We start from the raw sequence: 17,286 nt of genomic DNA, 5'->3' as shown, positions 1-17,286 counted from the left end.
GATTATTACCCATGGCTGAGTTAAAAAATGATCGTTTTCTCCGGGCACTGTTGCGGCAGCCGGTGGATCGAACCCCGATTTGGATTATGCGCCAGGCGGGGCGTTATCTCCCGGAATATCGGGAAGTGCGTGCTAAAGCTGGGGATTTTTTGACCTTATGTACAACGCCAGAGCTAGCTTGCGAAGTGACCCTGCAACCGCTGCGTCGCTTTGACCTGGATGCTGCTATTATTTTTTCCGATATCCTCACCATTCCGCATGCCATGGGGTTGGGATTGTATTTTTCCAAAGGTGAAGGGCCTCGTTTTGAACGGCCGGTAAGAACTAAAAACCAAGTCTCTGCCCTTGGAGTTCCAGATCCAGAATCGGATTTAAGTTATGTCATGGAAGCTCTGCGGTTAACCCGAAGAGAGCTGGATGGGCGCGTGCCTCTCATCGGTTTTTCTGGCAGTCCCTGGACCTTAGCGTGCTATATGGTGGAAGGGGGATCAAGCAAAGATTTTGCCCTAATCAAGGGACTAATGTTTGAGCATCCTCAAGTAATGCATCACCTACTAGAAATTCTTGCCCAGGCTGTTACAGTCTATCTTAATGCCCAGATAGCAGCGGGTGCCCAGGCCGTGATGCTCTTCGATACTTGGGGTGGAGCGTTAAGTCACCGTGATTATCGGGACTTCTCTCTCTCTTATATGGCCAGGATTGTGGAAGGCGTAGTCCGGGAGAATGAAGGCCGTCAAGTACCGGTAATTTTATTCACCAAAGGGGGAGGGCTTTGGTTGGAAACAATGGCTGGGACGGGCTGTGATGCCTTAGGGGTTGATTGGACTGTGGACCTTGCTAAAGCGCGAATGCAGGTAGGAAAACAAGTCGCCTTGCAAGGGAATATGGACCCTTGCGTGCTTTATGCCTCCAGCGAACGGGTACGCCAGGAGGCAAGCGAAATCATTAAAGCTTATGGTGCTGGTAGCGGCCACGTTTTTAACCTTGGGCATGGCATACATCCTACGGTGATGCCTGAGAAAGTAGCGGCCCTTGTGGATGCGGTCCATGAACTGAGTGTGCCGTATCATACCTATGAGGAGTGAATAGAGAGGACCTCATGCAAACAACTTTTTACCTGCGAGAAAAGCTTTGGAGATCGCTGAGTTTTTCTAGTGAATAAAATTTTAGCAAATGGCAAAGGAGTTTTTAATAAAATAGGTTCTTAGCTATAAATTAAAAAAAAGATATGCTAATGGAAGCGAGCATTTCATGGAGCGATTTGATAGTCTTAAATCCCGCTCAATGCTTCATAATTAAAGAAGGGTTGCTCGATCACCAAACTCCAAACTGACCCCAACTAACCTTGATGGCCGTTAGCTTACAAATTTAGGTGTTAGGTGAAATGCCGGCGGCCTGTTCGATGCTAGTCAAAAAAACCTATGGGACTGCCAAGGGCACCAGTGTAGCTAGGTCCCCGATCTCAAGCACCATATTTGTTACGGCATGAAAGCTGAACGTATGCAGTATGCCAGCCAGCTGCCCAATGTCAGTAGCAAATGCTACCACTAAATTTATAAAGGGTTTGATCCCTACGGGATTTTCTGAGATCGAACCGGCACAGTCAACTAAATGAATAATCTTCCTGCTTCGGAAAAGAGCGCCTCAAGTATGATCCCATCCCTTTAACGTACAGAACTCAAGCGCAATCCATTTTTTTAATCGATTATCCCCGGTTTTTCAATCACTGCTGGAAATGAATAAATGAAGCCTTCTCCTACACCCTTAAAGGCACCTACCCCCAGCCCTACTGCTCCGCCTAAAATATGGCCTAATACGGGAACTTTATCTCCTGCAGTATGCCCCCAATCTATTGCGCTAAATCCGCCTTCTTCAAGAATATTGATGGGCCAGCGAGCCCCCATATTGCCGATAAACTCAACTGGCTCACAGAGTATTCTCAAGAACATATTTTTCTCAGAACATTCTAAGTAATTCCTTGAATCAACGTCCCATTGAACAATACCCCGATCTTCAAGCATATCGCTCAATGAAGCCGTAGAAAATAATAACGGTGCTAAAACTAACCACCTTAATTTCATGATTTACCTTAATACTTTAAGAATAATAGGCTCCGATCGCCTGATCAGGTAGATTTCGTAATTATATCAAAGCTTTACTTTAAGTATCTTGATGGAAATTTAAGGAATAAATATTTTAAGTTTCTAGTTTATTACTGCTGCTACACTCCTCTTCGTGCTTACTGGCCTGCAGAAGCAGTTGAATAGTGCAAAATTAACCACCTATTCCTCTCTTATAAATTTTACCGAGATACTTATATGCTATTTATCAGCTTAATTTGACCAGGAGATCGGAGCATTCTATACGATAAAAACGTTGGTTATAAATTAATCTTTGTCCTTCCCTTCCGATTTTTCTTCTTTAGCCTTTATTTTTTCTTTTTCCCCGCTTGTGCTTCTAAAGCGGTAAAAAGCATAGCCGAGTGCAGCAAGTATCAAGATGCCAAAAATGATAGGCAGTAAACGCCGCGCCAAAGAAGCCTCTTCTTCTATCCCTACCCGGATAGGGATACTGAGCTCTTCCCCCCCTATAGTTAGGACAGCGGCATATAAGCCTCGTTTGTTAAAATCCACCTGTGTTTCCAGCAGACCAGCACGATAGTTTTTCTCAGGGAGCTCTGCTAGCGTACGCGTTTCTGTTACCGTACCTCGCTCTTCGCCTGGCGCTGCTTCTACAATCCGGAGTGCCACCGGACGACTCCTAGTATAGTGATCTACGAGATCAATGGTAATAAGCGTTGTACCGGTGGCGGGTAGATTATGACAAAAACGTTGAAACTCTAGCTTTCTTTTTCCCTCTTCTTCCTTCTCCCCCATTTCTGTTCGTTGATAAGCGGTAAAATGTACTGCATATCCTTTAGCTTTTGTCACGCATGGTATTCCAAGCTCAGGTTCCTGTACCGGATCTTCATCCTGTGCCCACGCAAACGGTGTACAAAAAAAGATAGCCGCTATAAAAAAAGAGGTATTCTGTAATAATTTCTTCATTACTGTCTTCATTTTTACTCCTGCCTTTCTGGTCTGCCCACCCCCTTCGGAGCAGGAGAGCAGGTTGATCATTTCTGGGTCAGATCACAGCTATCTCATCATTACGATATGGCTGCAAGTTAATATGCTCTTCCAGTCCAATCAGCACATGTTCACCACTTACATTCCATTTGCCTTTGATAACTGACCCTCGTTGTAGCGCTGACTCCCTGATACGCTATTCCACCCTCTATGGTGTCCTCCCTTAATAAACCCCGTATCTAGTAAAGCTAGGGTTTTTAGGTATTCCGCAGTAAGAATGTAGAAATCTCACTTAAGGAAATAATCCGTAATAATAAGTCAGATCTTTTTTAGGTACCACATTACCTCTTTAGCAGATGTAAGGGTAGGAGGAATATTATTGCTCCTTGCAGGTTATCCCTTTCTAACTATGATTTTTCGATGACCTATTAATTTTACCGCAGTCTGTTCAACCAACAATCAATAGCTTGACCCCAGTTTGACAGATAAAAGGTTATAGTAGGATTCTATTTAGCTAATCCCTAGGGAAAGAGCTGAAAAGGAGGTAAGGGAAATAGTAGAGGTAAGCTGATGAAGGTGGAGGAAATGGGAAGCATCTCCTTCCTTGCTGCCGTAAAAGCCAGGGGGCCCATCGAGCTTTGGGCCAATATCTCTTGGCTACGGATTTAGGAGCCCATTCCGGCATATTTACAATAGGCTTTGATACTTATTCTGGCGTGAGAGTGATACCTGACCAAAATTCGCCCACAAACTCTCCTGATGGGCGAATATTTCTAGCTCACAGTTGGGTTTTTCGTGGAAAGTTTTTGACTTTTCCCCGGTATCTCTTCCGCTTGCGATGGGTGTGAACATTATCCCTTACCCCATTGACTGTGTTTGAGCAGGAAGATGGTTTTACGGGGCGGAATGGCGGCAATCATCCCCTGATCGGCGCCCTTTGTATCTCATTGTGTACGGATGAACTTTGCAATGGCTAGCATCAATCATTGGCTCTTCGTAATCAGGCTTGTTAATCAGAACTTCCCATAGCCTTTTCCAAACGCCCTTGTTACATCAGTAGATAAATTGGAGTTTCGCCATGACGGATAGCGGTTTTGTTCCTACAAAACCTCATCGGCGTGGAGAATTCGCGTTTCTCAGCAGTCCTCGACGAAGGTATGACCTTGGTCTTGGGGTTTTGACTGCTCCACGCGCTTTGACTTTGGGTCCTAGGCTCCGAGAGCGAGAAAATCATAGCGCGAATTCATGGCGAAACGCAAGTAATCTTGGCCCTTGCGTTCGGCGCGCCGTTTCACTTCGCACGCTCACTGGGGGGCGTCATACCTCCCTGGCCTTTTCCAATGCCGATGTGTGTGGTTTCCGTAAGGCTCAGGTTTTATCTGGTATAGCATGTCTGCAACTTGTGGATGCGTCATTATTGACATCCTTTCGTTACCTATAGAATCGGCATATTTTTTATCTTGTAACTGGGGTATTTAAACAGGGAAACACCCTACTGAAAATCCAATAAAAAGACTAATGCTATCTCTGCTTCAGGATAGCTTAAACGCGAAATATCAGACGCTCAAGTCTAATTGCCGGGTTTATATCTACTGGAAAAGCTCTTTGCTTACGGCTTTCTTAGCTGCCTCCTGCTTAGTGACGATATTGCGACGAAGTAACCCTGACAGACATTGATCCAGAGTCTGCATACCTGCCTCTTGGCCCGTTTGGATAGCAGAATACATTTGTGGGATCTTGTCTTCGCGGATGAGATTACGAATGGCCGGGTTGCCAATCATGATTTCGTGGGCAGCAACCCGTCCACCGCCAAATTTTTTAAGGAGAGTCTGGGAAATTACGGCCCGCAGGGATTCGGAGAGCATGGAGCGCACCATGTCTTTCTCCGCAGCAGGAAACACATCGATAATACGATCAATAGTCTTTGCCGCAGAACTAGTATGCAAAGTGCCGAAGACTAAATGCCCCGTCTCTGCCGCTGTCAATGCGAGACGAATAGTCTCAAGATCTCGCAGCTCACCTACCAGAATAATATCAGGGTCTTCCCGCAATGCTGAACGCAGAGCTTCGCTAAAGCCATGGGTATCCCGATGGACTTCCCGTTGATTAATCAGGCTTTTTTTGCTTTCGTGGACGAATTCGATGGGATCCTCGATCGTTAAAATATGAGCAAAATCATTCTCATTTTTATAATTTACCATAGCCGCTAAGGTAGTTGATTTTCCAGAGCCGGTAGGCCCGGTCACTAACACCACCCCTCGGGGATTATCGGCGATATTCTTAAATACGGCGGGGGCATCGAGTTCTTCAAGGGTGAGTACTTGAGAGGGAATGGTGCGGAATACCGCCGCTGCCCCGCGGTTCTGATTGAACGCATTCACGCGGAAACGGGCTAATCCAGGGATCTCGAAGGAAAAATCGGTCTCCAGAAATTCTTCATAATCCTTACGCTGCTTGTCATTCATGATATCGTAGATCATGGCATGGACATCCTTGTGCTCCATAGGCGGTAAGTTAATTCGGCGCACGTCGCCGTCTACTCGGATCATTGGCGGGAGGCCCGCCGAGATGTGTAAATCGGAGGCAGAATTCTTGACACTAAAGGCAAGTAGTTCAGCGATATCCATAGATTTTCCTTAGGTATTGACGAGTTGCCGGTTTCATTGGGAATATCGGCTGGACTCAGTCAAACTTAAAATGGCTAAACCTTAGCGAGGAGGCATCAAGTACAAAACATGACTCAGATTGCACAGCAATTAGCAGAAGTTTATACCCGCATCGCCCAGGCTGAACAGCGCTTTGGCCGTCCTAAGGGAAGTGTATCCCTGGTAGCGGCTAGCAAAACCTGCCCAGTTTCCGCAATTCGTGCTGCGGTAGCCTGTGGGCAGCGGGCTTTTGGAGAAAATTATCTCCAGGAGGCTTTACCAAAAATTAAAGAATTGGAAACAGAAGGTTTGGAATGGCATTTCATTGGTCCAATTCAATCCAATAAAACACGGGATATCGCCACCCACTTTGATTGGGTTCATAGCGTTGCCCGTCTAAAAATCGCTCAGCGTCTCAGCCAACAGCGGCCACCGGAATTAGCGCCGCTAAACGTCTGTTTGCAAGTGAATATTAGTGGTGAAAGTTCTAAATCTGGCACCACGGCTCAGGAACTTGCTGAATTAGCTACAGCGGTTGTTGAAATGCCTCGGCTTTCCTTGCGGGGTTTGATGACCTTACCCGCTCTTAATTCTGACCTTGAAGCCCAACGCCGGCCTTTTCGAACCTTGCACCAGCTGTGGGAGGGTCTTCGTCAGAAGGGCCTCACGCTAGACAGTTTATCCATGGGCATGACGGATGACCTAGAAGCTGCTATTGCGGAAGGTGCCACGCTGGTTCGGGTCGGTACGGCAATATTCGGTTCCCGGCCACGAAAAGATCGTTGAGTTAAGGTGTTTTAGCAAAATTCTGCTGTAATATTCGTCTTAACCTATATTATAGGATACACTCAGTATTCGGAATGGAGCCAAAAAGTGAATCCATGAGCGAACAAACCCTTGCCTTTATTGGTGGCGGCAATATGGCGGCGAGTCTCATTGGTGGCTTACTTGCGGGTAACCATGATGCCCAGAATATCTGGGTCGCCGATCCGGATCGGCGTAAGTTAGACGCCCTTCATAGGCGTTTCGGCGTCAATACTACTCCCGATAATCTCCAGGCAGTGCAAGGCGCAGCTATAATCGTGCTGGCGGTTAAACCCCAACAGTTGAGAAGCGTAGTCACTGGGCTTAAAAATGTAGTTTCCCCTTCTCATCCCCTTTGGCTCACTATTGCTGCGGGAATTCGGACTTCGGATCTAGAGGCTTGGCTTGGAGGAGATACGGTACCTATCGTGCGGGCGATGCCTAATACTCCGGCATTGGTTCAGGCGGGAGCCACGGCCCTATTTGCCAACCCCCATACTAACCCAGATCAACGGCAAGCGGCGGAGTCTGTGCTGCGAGCGGTGGGACTAACCTTGTGGCTAAATGACGAAAGTCTTATGGAGGTGGTGACTGCTCTATCGGGCAGCGGGCCAGCCTATTTCTTCTTAGTCATGGAAGCAATGGAAAAAGCTGCTATTGATTTGGGTCTGGAGTCTAATACTGCGCGCTTATTAACGCTTGAAACCGCCTTTGGGGCCGCTAAAATGGCCTTGGAGAGCGAAGAAGGCTGCGCTAGCTTGAGGCAGCGAGTTACCTCACCGGGGGGCACTACTGAGCGAGCTATTGTTACCTTGGAGGAGGCCAACATCCGTGAAGCCTTTGCTCGCGCCTTGCAAGCTGCCCGTGACCGCACCCGAGAGCTAGCCCAAGAACTTGGAAATAAGCATGCCTAACGATTATTTAACTATCCCCTTGATTTTTCTTCTTAATACCCTTTTTAGCCTCTATATTTTGGCGGTAATGCTACGCCTATTGCTACAATGGGTACGGGCCAATTTTCGTAATCCGGTGGCGCAGTTTCTAATTACTATTACTCAGCCCCTCCTTCGTCCCCTGCGCCGTTTTTTGCCCCCTATGGGCAATATTGATACGGCTTCCATGTTCCTGCTTCTTATACTTACGATGGTTAAATTAACCATCATTTCAAGTTTGGCCCTAAGCGTACCTCCACTACCCGTGCTGTTGCTGGCAAGCATCGGCGATCTAGTCAGTCTGACCTTTGATGTTTTCAAAATCGCCATTTTTATCCAAGTTATTCTGAGCTGGATAGCGCCCACTACCTACAACCCGGTTACCATACTCTTATATGATCTCACCGAGCCTCTATTGCGGCCCGCCCGGAATTTAGTGCCGCCCATCGGAGGTTTGGATTTATCGCCATTAGTGGTTTTGATTGCTCTACAGGTGGCCTCCATGCTCATTGAGCCCTGGTTTCCCCGTATTATCTAATTGCTTAGTGGCGGTTCGGTGGTATTGCTGGCAACAGGAAGCGTTAATCATCCAGATACGCCTCCAGCCCCGGGCTAAGGGCGATGAAGTTATTGGCCCCCATGGAGATCGGCTAAAAATACGGATTACCGCACCCCCGGTAGAAGGCAAAGCTAACACTCATCTGCTCCGCTTCTTGGCTAAAACCTTCCAGGTTAGCAGAAATCAAGTCTACCTACTTTCGGGAGCCACCAGCCGGGACAAGCGGGTGCGTATTGAGAAACCGACCAAATTACTGCCAGGTATCACTCCTCCTATTCGTAAAACAGTAAGATAGAATATGAGCTATTACCAAGACCGAAAGCGGCGTAATAACAGCAGCCCTGGGACTGCAATCAAAGCACAACAGGAAAAAAATGCCACCCATCCAAAGCTGGCGGCAAGAAAACCGGTTGGCGCCGCCACGATAACGCGAGGAATCCCCATTAGACTAGAAAGCAAGGCGTACTGGGTGGCAGTAAATTTCTTGTTCGTCAGACTCGACATAAATGCCACATAAGCAGCCGTTCCCATACCACCGCTCAAGTTTTCAAAGGCAATAACAGCAGCAAGACCTGGCAGGCTATAACCATAAGCGCCAAGTACGGCAAAACCGGCGGTAGAAATGCTTTGCAGCAGACCAAATGTCCATAGCGCCCGGTAGATCCCTAATCGTAGCATTACGATTCCTCCTGCTAGACCGCCAAAAACTGTAGCCCAAAATCCGAATCCTTTAACAATGGCGCCGATCTCAGTCTTGGAATAGCCCAGGTCTAAATAGAAAGGAATGCTCATGTGGCTCGCCATGATATCGCCGATCTTATAAAGCAGAATAAAGAGTAGAATCAAAAAGGCATTAGGACGGCAAAAATACTCTAGAAAAGGCGCTATAACCGCTTCGTAGAATGTTTTGGGAGCATCGGCAGCAATGCTCGGCTCTGGCGCTAGCAGGGTAGTGAATACGCCAATTAACATGGCTAATGCTAGTAACTGGTAAACTTGGGAAAAAGGCATATAATCGGCGAGGATTAACCCTCCGCTAGAGGCCAATAGTAAGCCTACTCGATAGCCATTAACGTAAAGGGAAGATCCTAAACCTAGTTCATGATCAGCTAAACTTTCCCGGCGATGGGCATCAATCACGATATCCTGGGTGGCGGAGAAGAAGGTAACTAGTAAGGCGGCAGCGGCAACCCCCATGGGGTTGATGGCAGGCTCCGTTAAACTCAGCCCAACCAGGGCGAGGATAAGCCCGATTTGCACTCGTAACAACCAGCCCCGGCGGCGTCCCATACCACCGAGTGAGTATCGATCCAAAAAAGGAGCCCATAGGAACTTAAGCGTATAGGGTAGCCCCACCAGAGCAAATAAGCCGATAGTTCCTAAATCCACACCTTCTTGTTGCATCCATGCCTGCAATACCGAACCGGTGAGCAAAAGGGGCAGGCCACTGGAAAACCCCATCAAAGAAACCACTACCATGCGCCCCGAGAAAATAACGCGCAAGTACTTCCGCCCTGCTTTAATCAAGCTGAGGCGCTCATTAATAGTCAGAGTGGATCAGTATCATTAACCCATTGTATCCTCAAAGAGAAAACTGCTTAAGTTTTCTAAGGACATGGAGTCAGCTTGTAAAATAGTACTTTTTCTTATGAGGCACGAATGAAGAGCTATCAAAACGAATTTATCAAGTTTGCGGTCGAAAAGAGAGTGCTTCGCTTTGGGGATTTTACCCTGAAGTCTGGCCGGATGAGTCCCTACTTTTTTAATAGCGGATTGTTCAATAGCGGTGCAAGCTTAGCCCGGCTAGGTCGTTTCTACGCCCAAGCTATTTCTGGCTCGGGGCTTGCTTTCGAGGTGCTTTTTGGACCGGCCTATAAAGGCATCCCCTTAGTGACGGCTACAGCTATTGCATTGATGGAAAAATATGGGCGAGATATAGGGTACGCGTTCAATCGCAAAGAGGTCAAGGATCATGGAGAAGGAGGAAAAGTGGTGGGAACTCCGCTTAAAGGCGCCCGGGTCCTAATCGTCGATGATGTTATTTCCGCCGGCACCTCAGTACGAGAAGCAGCTACTCTTATCCATGCTGCGGGGGCTACACTCGCTGGTGTAGCGATTTCCTTGGACCGCCAGGAACAGGGTCAAGGGAAACAATCCGCAGTCCAAGAGGTGGAAGCTCAGTACGGTATCCCCGTGGTAAGTATTGCCTGCTTGGACCATCTGATTCGCCATTTAGAAGAGAAGCCAGAAATGAAAGAACATTTAGATAAAATGCAAGCCTATAAAAAGCAATATGGAGTAGAGAGGGTTTTTAACCCGTAATTAATTTGAGCCCAATGAGCAGAGTAACTATTTCAAAGCCTCGCTTAATCCAGCGGTTACCTTTGACAATAGAAAGATGAGCACCTAAATATCCTCCTAGCAAAGAACCTATTAGCAAAGCCGGCAGCCAAGTCCATTGGATATTGCCGAGCCATCCTAACGTTAAGGCTCCCACACCGTTCCAAAATAAGCCAACTAACACCAATGTATAAGCTACCGCCCGCTTATAGTCTAAGCCAAACCACCTCACTAACCAGAGGGTGACAAAGAGACCGGTGCCTGAAGTCAAAGAGCCGTTTAAAATGCCGATGAAGAATAAAGCGCCGCCACCTACTAAATAGCCTCGCCAGTGGCGGTTTAAAAGGCGGGACGCTTGCCCCAGATTCGGTTTGAGTAAAGAATAGATTCCCAAACTTAGGGTTAAACAACCCAGTGCAAATTCTGCTGTACGAGCGGGAATCTTGAGAATTACATTCGCTCCGAAGATAACCCCTGGTAAACCGCAGGCCAGAATGAAGAGGGCAAATCGTCGCTCTAAGGTCTCTTCTCTTAAGTGCCGGAGAGTAGCGCCGATACCTAGGGCGACGGATGCTACCTTGTGGGTTGCTAGCGCGATACCAAAGGGTAAGCCCAAAAAAATTAATGCCGGCAACTGTACTAGTCCTGCCCCACCTCCACTAAAGGCTGAGAACAAATTAGCTAGCAGAGAAATAAAAAATAGAGCGCCTTGATCAAACCAATGCATTGCGGCTAAGGATCTAGTTATATAGGTTTTTTGAATTGTCTTATGCCTAAAGTAAGCAACATTATCCAGATTCGATTTATATTAGGCATTTTTTTTATCTTAGCCGTCCTCTATGGCCTTAGCTCTTCGGTTCAAGCTGGGCTGCTTTATCGTTATACTAGCGAGCATGGGACGCAAATGCTCAGTGATAATCTCCCTCCAGAGGCAGTCCAGGGGGGATATGAGGTTATTAATAATCAGACAATGGTAGTGGTTAAACGAGTCCCTCCAGCGAAAACTCAAAAACAACTTGTTGAGGAAGCACGCCTCGCTCAAATCGAAGCAGAAAAGCAGCGGCGGCTCAAGGAGCAAGCCAATTATGATCGCACACTTCTAGCCACTTTTGGCTCTGAAACCGATCTGCTGCGAATCCGAAACAGCCAGATCGAAGCCATCGAAGGGTTAATCGAACTCATTCAGGGCAAAATAAGAACGTTGCAAGAGGCATTGATAGCACACCAAAATCAAGCAGCTCACTTAGAACGTAACGGTCAGCTGCTTCCCCAGCAGCTGCTTACTAATATCCAAACCGTCAAGGACCGCCTAATGAATAACCGGCGCTATATCGTTAAAAAACGCCAGGAGCAAGAAACTATTAGGCAAAAATTTATTAAGGATCTTGAGCGTTTTCGGGAGCTCACTCAGCCGAGAATCAATACCATAGGTTCCTCAGCCCGCGCTGGATTGCGCGATAGATAAGAAATAGTTAGGTTCAATGCCTATTACGGATAAGGGTGCCTATCCCTTCATCCGTAAAGAGCTCCAGAATTACCGCATGTTCGACCCGGCCATCGAGAATATGGGCTGATCTCACACCAGCATGTACTGCTTCAAGGGCACACTGTATCTTAGGTAACATCCCGTCTGATATGGTCCCATCCGCAATCAAGCTCTGGACCTGCTCGGCATTCAAGCCGGTCAATAATTTACCCTCCTTGTCTAGTAAGCCTGGCGTATTAGTAAGCAAAATTAATTTCTCTGCTCCCAGGGCTTCTGCCAATTTCCCTGCAACTAGATCAGCATTGATATTGTAGGATTGGCCGTTCTCCCCTACACCAATAGGAGCGATGACTGGAATAAAATCGCTTTGAACCAGCAGATCCACAATGCGAGTATTAATTTGTTTCACTTTCCCTACGTGACCCATATCAATGATCTCGGGGATATTGATAGTCGGATCGTCTCTATCCTGGGTTAGATGCAGCTTTTCTGCGTGAATTAAGGTGCCATCCTTGCCAGTGAGACCCACGGCATGTCCACCATGGCGATTGATCAGATTCACAATTTCTTTATTGACCTGTCCGCTAAGAACCATTTCTACTATGTCCATGGTTTCCTTATCTGTCACCCGCATTCCCTGGATGAACTCACTTTGTTTACCGACGCGCTCTAGCAAACGTCCAATTTGCGGCCCCCCGCCATGGATCACAACGGGATTAATCCCTACTAATTTCATCAGGACTACATCACGGGAAAAGCTGTTTTTAAGATCATCATCCACCATAGCATTACCGCCATATTTGATAACCACGGTTTTCCCCGCAAAACGCTGGATGTAGGGAAGGGATTCGGTTAGCACTTGGGCAATATTCATGGCATGATCAACAGTTAAAGTCATTGTGGTAACCGCTTCCAAAATTTCTAGTTAACTTATGCACTTAGAATGGCAGCACCAGGCTGGGATCAACTTCCAGCAGCAAGCGTCTAAAGTTATCTTCAATGCGCTCTAGGGCTTCGTCATCATTGGCCTCAAACCGTAAAACTAAGCAAGGTGTGGTATTCGAAGGACGGACCAACCCCCACCCCTCCTCAAAGTCCACGCGCAGTCCATCGATGGTGGTTACGGCAGCTTCTGGGAAATCGGCCTGGTGTAGTAATTTTTCCATAAACGGAAAATGTTCTCCCTCGGCCATCTCTATTCGCAACTCTGGCGTACTTACCCCATTCGGCAAGGCAGCAAATATTTCTCCCAAGGTTCGCGTATCGGCGGCTAAAATCTCCAATAAGCGTGCTCCCGTATAAAGGGCGTCATCAAACCCAAACCAGCGGTCCTTGAAAAAGATATGACCGCTCATTTCACCCGCTAGAAGGGCGCCAGTCTCTCTCATCTTGGCTTTAATAAGAGAATGCCCCGTTTTCCACATTAGCGGGCTGCCTCCATATTCAGTAATAACTTGATCTAAATGACGGGAGCATTTGATATCATAAAGGATAGTAGCCCCCGGGTGCCGGGAAAGGACATCCATGGCATAGAGCATGAGCTGGCGATCAGGCCAAATAATACGGCCCTCAGAATCAATCACCCCCAACCGATCGCCATCGCCATCAAAAGCCAGCCCTAAATCTGCGCCCTTTGCTTTTACTTTGGCGATCAAATCTTCTAGATTTTCTGCCTGACTTGGATCCGGGTGGTGGTTAGGGAATTGGCCGTCAATCTCGCAATATAATTCGCTGACTTCACCACCCAGCGCTCGGAATAGACGAGGGGCAACTTCGCCGGCGGCTCCATTCCCACAGTCCACCACAATTTTTAAGGGGCGGGTAAGTTTCACATCGCTAGTGACCCGCTCGATGTAATCGGGCACCACATCTACTGTCTGTAGATTACCCGCGCCACGGGCATAATCCTCTGCTTCGATTCGGCGCCGCAGAGCCTGAATAGCTTCTAATGCAAGCGTCTCGCCGCGAAGCATAATTTTCATACCGTTATAGTCAGGGGGATTATGGCTTCCTGTTAGCATCACTCCTGAGCCGGTGCTTAGATATTGCGCGGCAAAATACAGCAGCGGAGTCGGCACCACAGCAATGTCAACCACGTCACAGCCCGTTGCCCGAATTCCTTCGATAAGATTATGGGCTAATTCGGGACCAGAAAGACGACCATCTCGGCCTACGATAATATTTTGTTGGTTTTGCGCATGGGCCTCGCTGCCAATGGCACGCCCAATTTCATACACGGTCTCTGGCGTAAGTGTTTCTCCTACCACACCGCGAATATCATAGGCTTTAAAAATAGAGGCGGCGATACGGCCGCTCTGGTTAAGGGACTGTTCTTTCACTTTCATGCTCTCTGTTGTTTGAAAATTTCCATCATTGAGGGCATCTTCCCTAAAAGTCATCCCGGAGGCGATTGTTTCCCCTGTGGCCCGTTTTTCCGAGGCCATACGCTGGATGACTGCTGCTGCTCCCTTAAAAGCGGGCAAATGGATTTTATAGCGGTCCTGTAGTTGGCTTCTTAGCAAGTCACGGACCAAATTCACCAAGGTAATCAGATCTTCTCGCAAGAAACGTGCAAATAGCCGATCTTGAACATAGAAAATCATGCCTAGTGCCAGCAATCCAAAAACCACTCCTCCCCAAAAGATAAGATGCGTGTCTTCTTCTTTCCCTTGCGTGGATAACCAATAGGCCAATTGCCAACGGCTATCCTCAATAGGAATAAGTCCTTGGGGAGGGGTACTCGCTAATTGCCCATTTCCGTAGCTGGCAAATATTTGCGACTGCTTCGCACCCTGGCGTAATTCCAGATAACCGCCTGATAAACCCGGTTGGCTCAGAGTGTTTGTAAACACAATGGGATCAAGGGCTAGGAACAAAACACCTGCAACATCTCCAGCCGCTGAGAGAAGGCGCTGGGCCATAGCCACATACTGTTCCGAGTGGCCTAACAGGTGTATCTCCGCAAGCGTTGCCCCACTGCTGTCTTCTGCCGCCCGCAACAAGGCTAGGCTTGAATAATTTAGGGGTGGCGTTGCCTGTTGATCAATATCATTTATCCCTGGTGGTAAAATCCGAACCCCTATCGCTCCAGGAAAAGCGTATTTCAACTCTTGCTCCTTGAGTCGTAATAATCGTTTATCTTGATTCTCGACTAAACGTAAAAGCACAGGATTACGGGCCATGGAGGTGAGAATTTCAGCATAGGAGCGGATTTTTGCATGCACGGCCACCGCCTGGTGCTGAGCCTCTAATTGAATCAATTTCCTAAATTGTTGCTCAGAAGAGAGTAACCAGTGTTGATAGAAAAGCAGCGCTAAACCCACGAAAATAAATCCCGTGGTTAAAAAAGCCGCTAAGGTATAGTTGCCTAATGCCTTCTTTTCTTCAGGCTGTAATGAGTGCTTGCTTCGCTTCCTAAAGAAGGAAAATTTACCAGCCAAAGATTCTATCCTTCGATTTTATGACTATTAAGCTTAAGTCTCAAAACCCGTGTTCCGGCCTAATAGCTTCAAAATGAGTACCGATAACCAAAAATAAGGGCTGAGATTAAAGCGGCTTTCGGGTTAGTGCCGGCCCGTATGGCCAAAGCCCCCTTCTCCCCGCAGAGTAGCGGTAAAAGTTTCTACTTGCTCGAATTCCATCTGCACTACTGGCACAAAAATCATCTGGGCAATTCGTTCCCCCACGGCAAGGGTAAAAGGCTCCGCCCCCCGGTTCCAACAAGAAACCAGAATCTCCCCCTGATAATCGCTATCAATAAGGCCCACCAGATTACCCAGCACAATACCTTGTTTATGTCCCAACCCGGAGCGGGGAAGTAGCACCGCAGCAAACCTCGGATCAGCGATATAAATTGCTAGCCCCGTAGGAATCAATTTGGTGGCGCCGGGTAAAATGGCTAGGGGCCTTTCTATACAAGCCCGCAGATCCAAACCCGCCGCTCCTGCAGTGGCATAATCCGGCAGAGGGAACTCCTTTCCAAGGCGGGAATCTAGAATTTTAAGCTGAACCTTTGGCATGATAATATTCCGCAATCAATTTTATAAGCGCTCGGGCTAGCTGAGTTTTAGACGTCCTGGGCAGTTCTACTTTACCACCAGGCCATAGGACTGTTAGGGCATTGTCATCCGCCTCGAAACCTTGCCCTCCTTGCACCCAATTGGCGGCAATCATATCAAGCCCTTTGAGTTTAAGTTTACGGTATGCATTGATTTCGAGGCGCTCGGTTTCCGCGGCAAATCCAACGATAAAGGGTTTATCGGCCAAATTAGCCAATTGTTCAAGGATATCGGTTGTTCGCTCTAGCGCTAGGGTTAGGCCCTGATCCGTCTTTTTAATTTTTTGAGCCGCTTGTTTAGTAGGCCGATAATCGGCCACGGCAGCACAAGCAATCAGGATATCCATGACCGCCACCTGGGCAAGCGTAGCATCGCACATCTGCTGAGCGCTCTCCACCTGAATCCGATGTACCCCCGGAGGCACGTCAAGCGCCACGGGTCCGCTAATCAGTGTTACCTGGGCTCCGGCCTCAGCCACTGCGGCAGCCAGCGCATATCCCATCTTGCCAGAACTTCGGTTACTGAGGAAACGTACCGGGTCCCAGAATTCACGGGTGGGTCCAGCAGTTATCAGCACGGACCGGCCAGCGAGGAAGGGCTCAGTCAATAGCTTCGCCGCTGCCCCTATTAGCTCGTGGGGCTCTAACATCCGCCCCGGGCCTTGCTCGCCGCAGGCTTGCTCTCCTTTAGCGGGTCCCCATACCTGCACTCCCCGCCTACATAAAACCGCCATGTTTTCTTGCGTTGCCAGAGCTTGCCACATCTGTTGATTCATGCTGGGGGCTACTGCCAAAGGGGCGGTCGTCGCTAGGCATATCGCGGTAAGCAAATCATTAGCCTGGCCCTGGGCTAACCGAGCTAGGCAATCCGCTGAGGCTGGCGCCACTAACAGCAAATCCGCCCAGCGGGCTAAGGCAATATGCCCCATGGCTGCCTCTTGAGCCGGATCCATAAGTTCAGTATGAACGGGTTTCCCGCTTAATGCTTGAAAGGTGAGAGAAGTGACAAATCCCTGGGCGGTAGCCGTCATGACAACTTGCACCTCAGCCCCCAGCTCTCGCAGCCGGCGGACCAAATCGGCACCTTTATAAGCCGCGATACTACCACTAATCCCTAGCAGTATACGTTTTTCTCTTAAAGGATGAGCAATCATTATTTTGTTGAAGAAAAATAATCTCTTAAATCACGTTTTTCTATCCACCTTTTACCTCGCGCACGGCGAAGCCCCTTTTAGCGGAATAACGATGCAAGCTTTACTCACCGCTGCTTCCAGTTTGGAAATTGGGGGTGAGTCTTGACTTGCGGAACCAGGCTGATCCTCCAGTTGAAAGCATTATACAATGGAAGCAATTGATTATTTCTACCCCATTAGGCGAGCGTTTACGATGTAAGGG

At 48.0% G+C, this 17,286-nt stretch carries 16 protein-coding genes; 7 read left to right on the top strand and 9 right to left on the bottom strand.

Features of this window, described 5'->3' with window-relative positions; translation table 11 throughout:
- Positions 1 to 11: 11 nt before the first annotated feature.
- Positions 12 to 1,085 (top strand): uroporphyrinogen decarboxylase, encoded by a 1,074-nt coding sequence (hemE, locus tag NOC_RS15925; protein WP_002812603.1) that lies wholly within the window; start codon positions 12 to 14, stop codon positions 1,083 to 1,085.
- A gap of 612 nt (positions 1,086 to 1,697) precedes the next feature.
- Here hemE and NOC_RS15920 read toward each other — a convergent pair.
- The 3 genes from NOC_RS15920 to NOC_RS15910 form a co-directional block, all read right to left on the bottom strand.
- Positions 1,698 to 2,081, bottom strand: coding sequence for a hypothetical protein (locus NOC_RS15920; protein WP_002813535.1), 384 nt, complete (start codon positions 2,079 to 2,081; stop codon positions 1,698 to 1,700).
- Positions 2,082 to 2,387: 306 nt separating this feature from the next.
- Entirely contained in the window at positions 2,388 to 3,059 is a 672-nt protein-coding gene (locus tag NOC_RS15915; protein WP_011331125.1) for a hypothetical protein, read from the bottom strand.
- A gap of 1,598 nt (positions 3,060 to 4,657) precedes the next feature.
- Positions 4,658 to 5,695 carry a type IV pilus twitching motility protein PilT gene (locus tag NOC_RS15910; protein ID WP_002813612.1) on the bottom strand — a complete coding sequence of 346 codons (1,038 nt, stop codon included), beginning with the start codon at positions 5,693 to 5,695 and terminating at the stop codon, positions 4,658 to 4,660.
- Between the two features lie 108 nt (positions 5,696 to 5,803).
- Between NOC_RS15910 and NOC_RS15905 the strand changes: the two genes are divergently transcribed.
- The 4 genes from NOC_RS15905 to NOC_RS15890 all read left to right on the top strand — a co-directional run bounded on the left by NOC_RS15905 (position 5,804) and on the right by NOC_RS15890 (position 8,303).
- On the top strand, positions 5,804 to 6,499 hold the full coding sequence (locus tag NOC_RS15905; RefSeq protein WP_002812025.1) for a YggS family pyridoxal phosphate-dependent enzyme: 696 nt from the start codon (positions 5,804 to 5,806) through the stop codon (positions 6,497 to 6,499).
- Between the two features lie 95 nt (positions 6,500 to 6,594).
- Complete coding sequence (gene proC, locus NOC_RS15900; protein ID WP_011331123.1) at positions 6,595 to 7,431, top strand: pyrroline-5-carboxylate reductase; 837 nt, start codon at positions 6,595 to 6,597, stop codon at positions 7,429 to 7,431.
- Entirely contained in the window at positions 7,424 to 7,987 is a 564-nt protein-coding gene (locus tag NOC_RS15895) for a YggT family protein (RefSeq protein WP_002813975.1), read from the top strand. Before proC ends, NOC_RS15895 begins: the two co-directional genes overlap by 8 nt.
- Positions 7,988 to 7,994: 7 nt before the next feature.
- Positions 7,995 to 8,303, top strand: coding sequence for a DUF167 domain-containing protein (locus tag NOC_RS15890; RefSeq protein ID WP_002812300.1), 309 nt, complete (start codon positions 7,995 to 7,997; stop codon positions 8,301 to 8,303).
- An 11-nt stretch (positions 8,304 to 8,314) separates the two neighbouring features.
- On the opposite strand, the gene NOC_RS15885 is transcribed toward NOC_RS15890, so the two are convergent.
- On the bottom strand, positions 8,315 to 9,511 hold the full coding sequence (locus NOC_RS15885; protein WP_197054485.1) for an AmpG family muropeptide MFS transporter: 1,197 nt from the start codon (positions 9,509 to 9,511) through the stop codon (positions 8,315 to 8,317).
- Between the two features lie 156 nt (positions 9,512 to 9,667).
- On the opposite strand from NOC_RS15885, the gene pyrE reads away from it, so the two are divergent.
- A complete protein-coding gene (gene pyrE / locus NOC_RS15880) occupies positions 9,668 to 10,330 on the top strand; it encodes an orotate phosphoribosyltransferase (protein ID WP_002812459.1) in 663 nt (220 codons plus the stop codon).
- Here pyrE and NOC_RS15875 read toward each other — a convergent pair.
- A complete protein-coding gene (locus NOC_RS15875) occupies positions 10,320 to 11,075 on the bottom strand; it encodes a sulfite exporter TauE/SafE family protein (protein WP_002813155.1) in 756 nt (251 codons plus the stop codon). The genes pyrE and NOC_RS15875 overlap by 11 nt on opposite strands.
- Positions 11,076 to 11,117: 42 nt before the next feature.
- Between NOC_RS15875 and NOC_RS15870 the strand changes: the two genes are divergently transcribed.
- Positions 11,118 to 11,813 (top strand): hypothetical protein, encoded by a 696-nt coding sequence (locus NOC_RS15870; RefSeq protein WP_002814258.1) that lies wholly within the window; start codon positions 11,118 to 11,120, stop codon positions 11,811 to 11,813.
- Between the two features lie 13 nt (positions 11,814 to 11,826).
- On the opposite strand, the gene argB is transcribed toward NOC_RS15870, so the two are convergent.
- The 4 genes from argB to coaBC form a co-directional block, all read right to left on the bottom strand.
- Positions 11,827 to 12,732 carry an acetylglutamate kinase gene (gene argB, locus NOC_RS15865; RefSeq protein WP_011331121.1) on the bottom strand — a complete coding sequence of 302 codons (906 nt, stop codon included), beginning with the start codon at positions 12,730 to 12,732 and terminating at the stop codon, positions 11,827 to 11,829.
- A 40-nt stretch (positions 12,733 to 12,772) separates the two neighbouring features.
- A complete protein-coding gene (locus tag NOC_RS18465) occupies positions 12,773 to 15,274 on the bottom strand; it encodes a phosphomannomutase/phosphoglucomutase (RefSeq protein ID WP_081430989.1) in 2,502 nt (833 codons plus the stop codon).
- Positions 15,275 to 15,397: 123 nt separating this feature from the next.
- Positions 15,398 to 15,853 (bottom strand): dUTP diphosphatase, encoded by a 456-nt coding sequence (gene dut, locus NOC_RS15855; RefSeq protein ID WP_002813147.1) that lies wholly within the window; start codon positions 15,851 to 15,853, stop codon positions 15,398 to 15,400.
- Positions 15,834 to 17,045, bottom strand: coding sequence for a bifunctional phosphopantothenoylcysteine decarboxylase/phosphopantothenate--cysteine ligase CoaBC (coaBC, locus tag NOC_RS15850; protein WP_002812756.1), 1,212 nt, complete (start codon positions 17,043 to 17,045; stop codon positions 15,834 to 15,836). The genes dut and coaBC overlap by 20 nt, the downstream gene beginning before the upstream one ends.
- Positions 17,046 to 17,286: the final 241 nt, after the last annotated feature.

The organism is Nitrosococcus oceani ATCC 19707 (assembly GCF_000012805.1).
Taxonomy (GTDB): Bacteria; Pseudomonadota; Gammaproteobacteria; order Nitrosococcales; family Nitrosococcaceae; genus Nitrosococcus; species Nitrosococcus oceani.
This window is presented reverse-complemented; position numbering and strand designations above follow the sequence as displayed.

Excerpts from the sequence above, each read along its gene's own strand:
- NOC_RS15905 (WP_002812025.1), top strand. The coding sequence starts at position 5,804 with ATGACTCAGATTGCACAGCAATTAGCAGAAGTTTATACCCGCATCGCC.
- NOC_RS15870 (WP_002814258.1), top strand. The coding sequence starts at position 11,118 with ATGCCTAAAGTAAGCAACATTATCCAGATTCGATTTATATTAGGCATT.
- NOC_RS15895 (WP_002813975.1), top strand. The coding sequence starts at position 7,424 with ATGCCTAACGATTATTTAACTATCCCCTTGATTTTTCTTCTTAATACC.
- pyrE (WP_002812459.1), top strand. The coding sequence starts at position 9,668 with ATGAAGAGCTATCAAAACGAATTTATCAAGTTTGCGGTCGAAAAGAGA.
- NOC_RS15875 (WP_002813155.1), bottom strand. The coding sequence starts at position 11,075 with ATGCATTGGTTTGATCAAGGCGCTCTATTTTTTATTTCTCTGCTAGCT.
- argB (WP_011331121.1), bottom strand. The coding sequence starts at position 12,732 with ATGACTTTAACTGTTGATCATGCCATGAATATTGCCCAAGTGCTAACC.
- coaBC (WP_002812756.1), bottom strand. The coding sequence starts at position 17,045 with ATGATTGCTCATCCTTTAAGAGAAAAACGTATACTGCTAGGGATTAGT.
- NOC_RS15915 (WP_011331125.1), bottom strand. The coding sequence starts at position 3,059 with ATGAAGACAGTAATGAAGAAATTATTACAGAATACCTCTTTTTTTATA.
- NOC_RS15910 (WP_002813612.1), bottom strand. The coding sequence starts at position 5,695 with ATGGATATCGCTGAACTACTTGCCTTTAGTGTCAAGAATTCTGCCTCC.
- proC (WP_011331123.1), top strand. The coding sequence starts at position 6,595 with ATGAGCGAACAAACCCTTGCCTTTATTGGTGGCGGCAATATGGCGGCG.
- NOC_RS15920 (WP_002813535.1), bottom strand. The coding sequence starts at position 2,081 with ATGAAATTAAGGTGGTTAGTTTTAGCACCGTTATTATTTTCTACGGCT.
- dut (WP_002813147.1), bottom strand. The coding sequence starts at position 15,853 with ATGCCAAAGGTTCAGCTTAAAATTCTAGATTCCCGCCTTGGAAAGGAG.
- hemE (WP_002812603.1), top strand. The coding sequence starts at position 12 with ATGGCTGAGTTAAAAAATGATCGTTTTCTCCGGGCACTGTTGCGGCAG.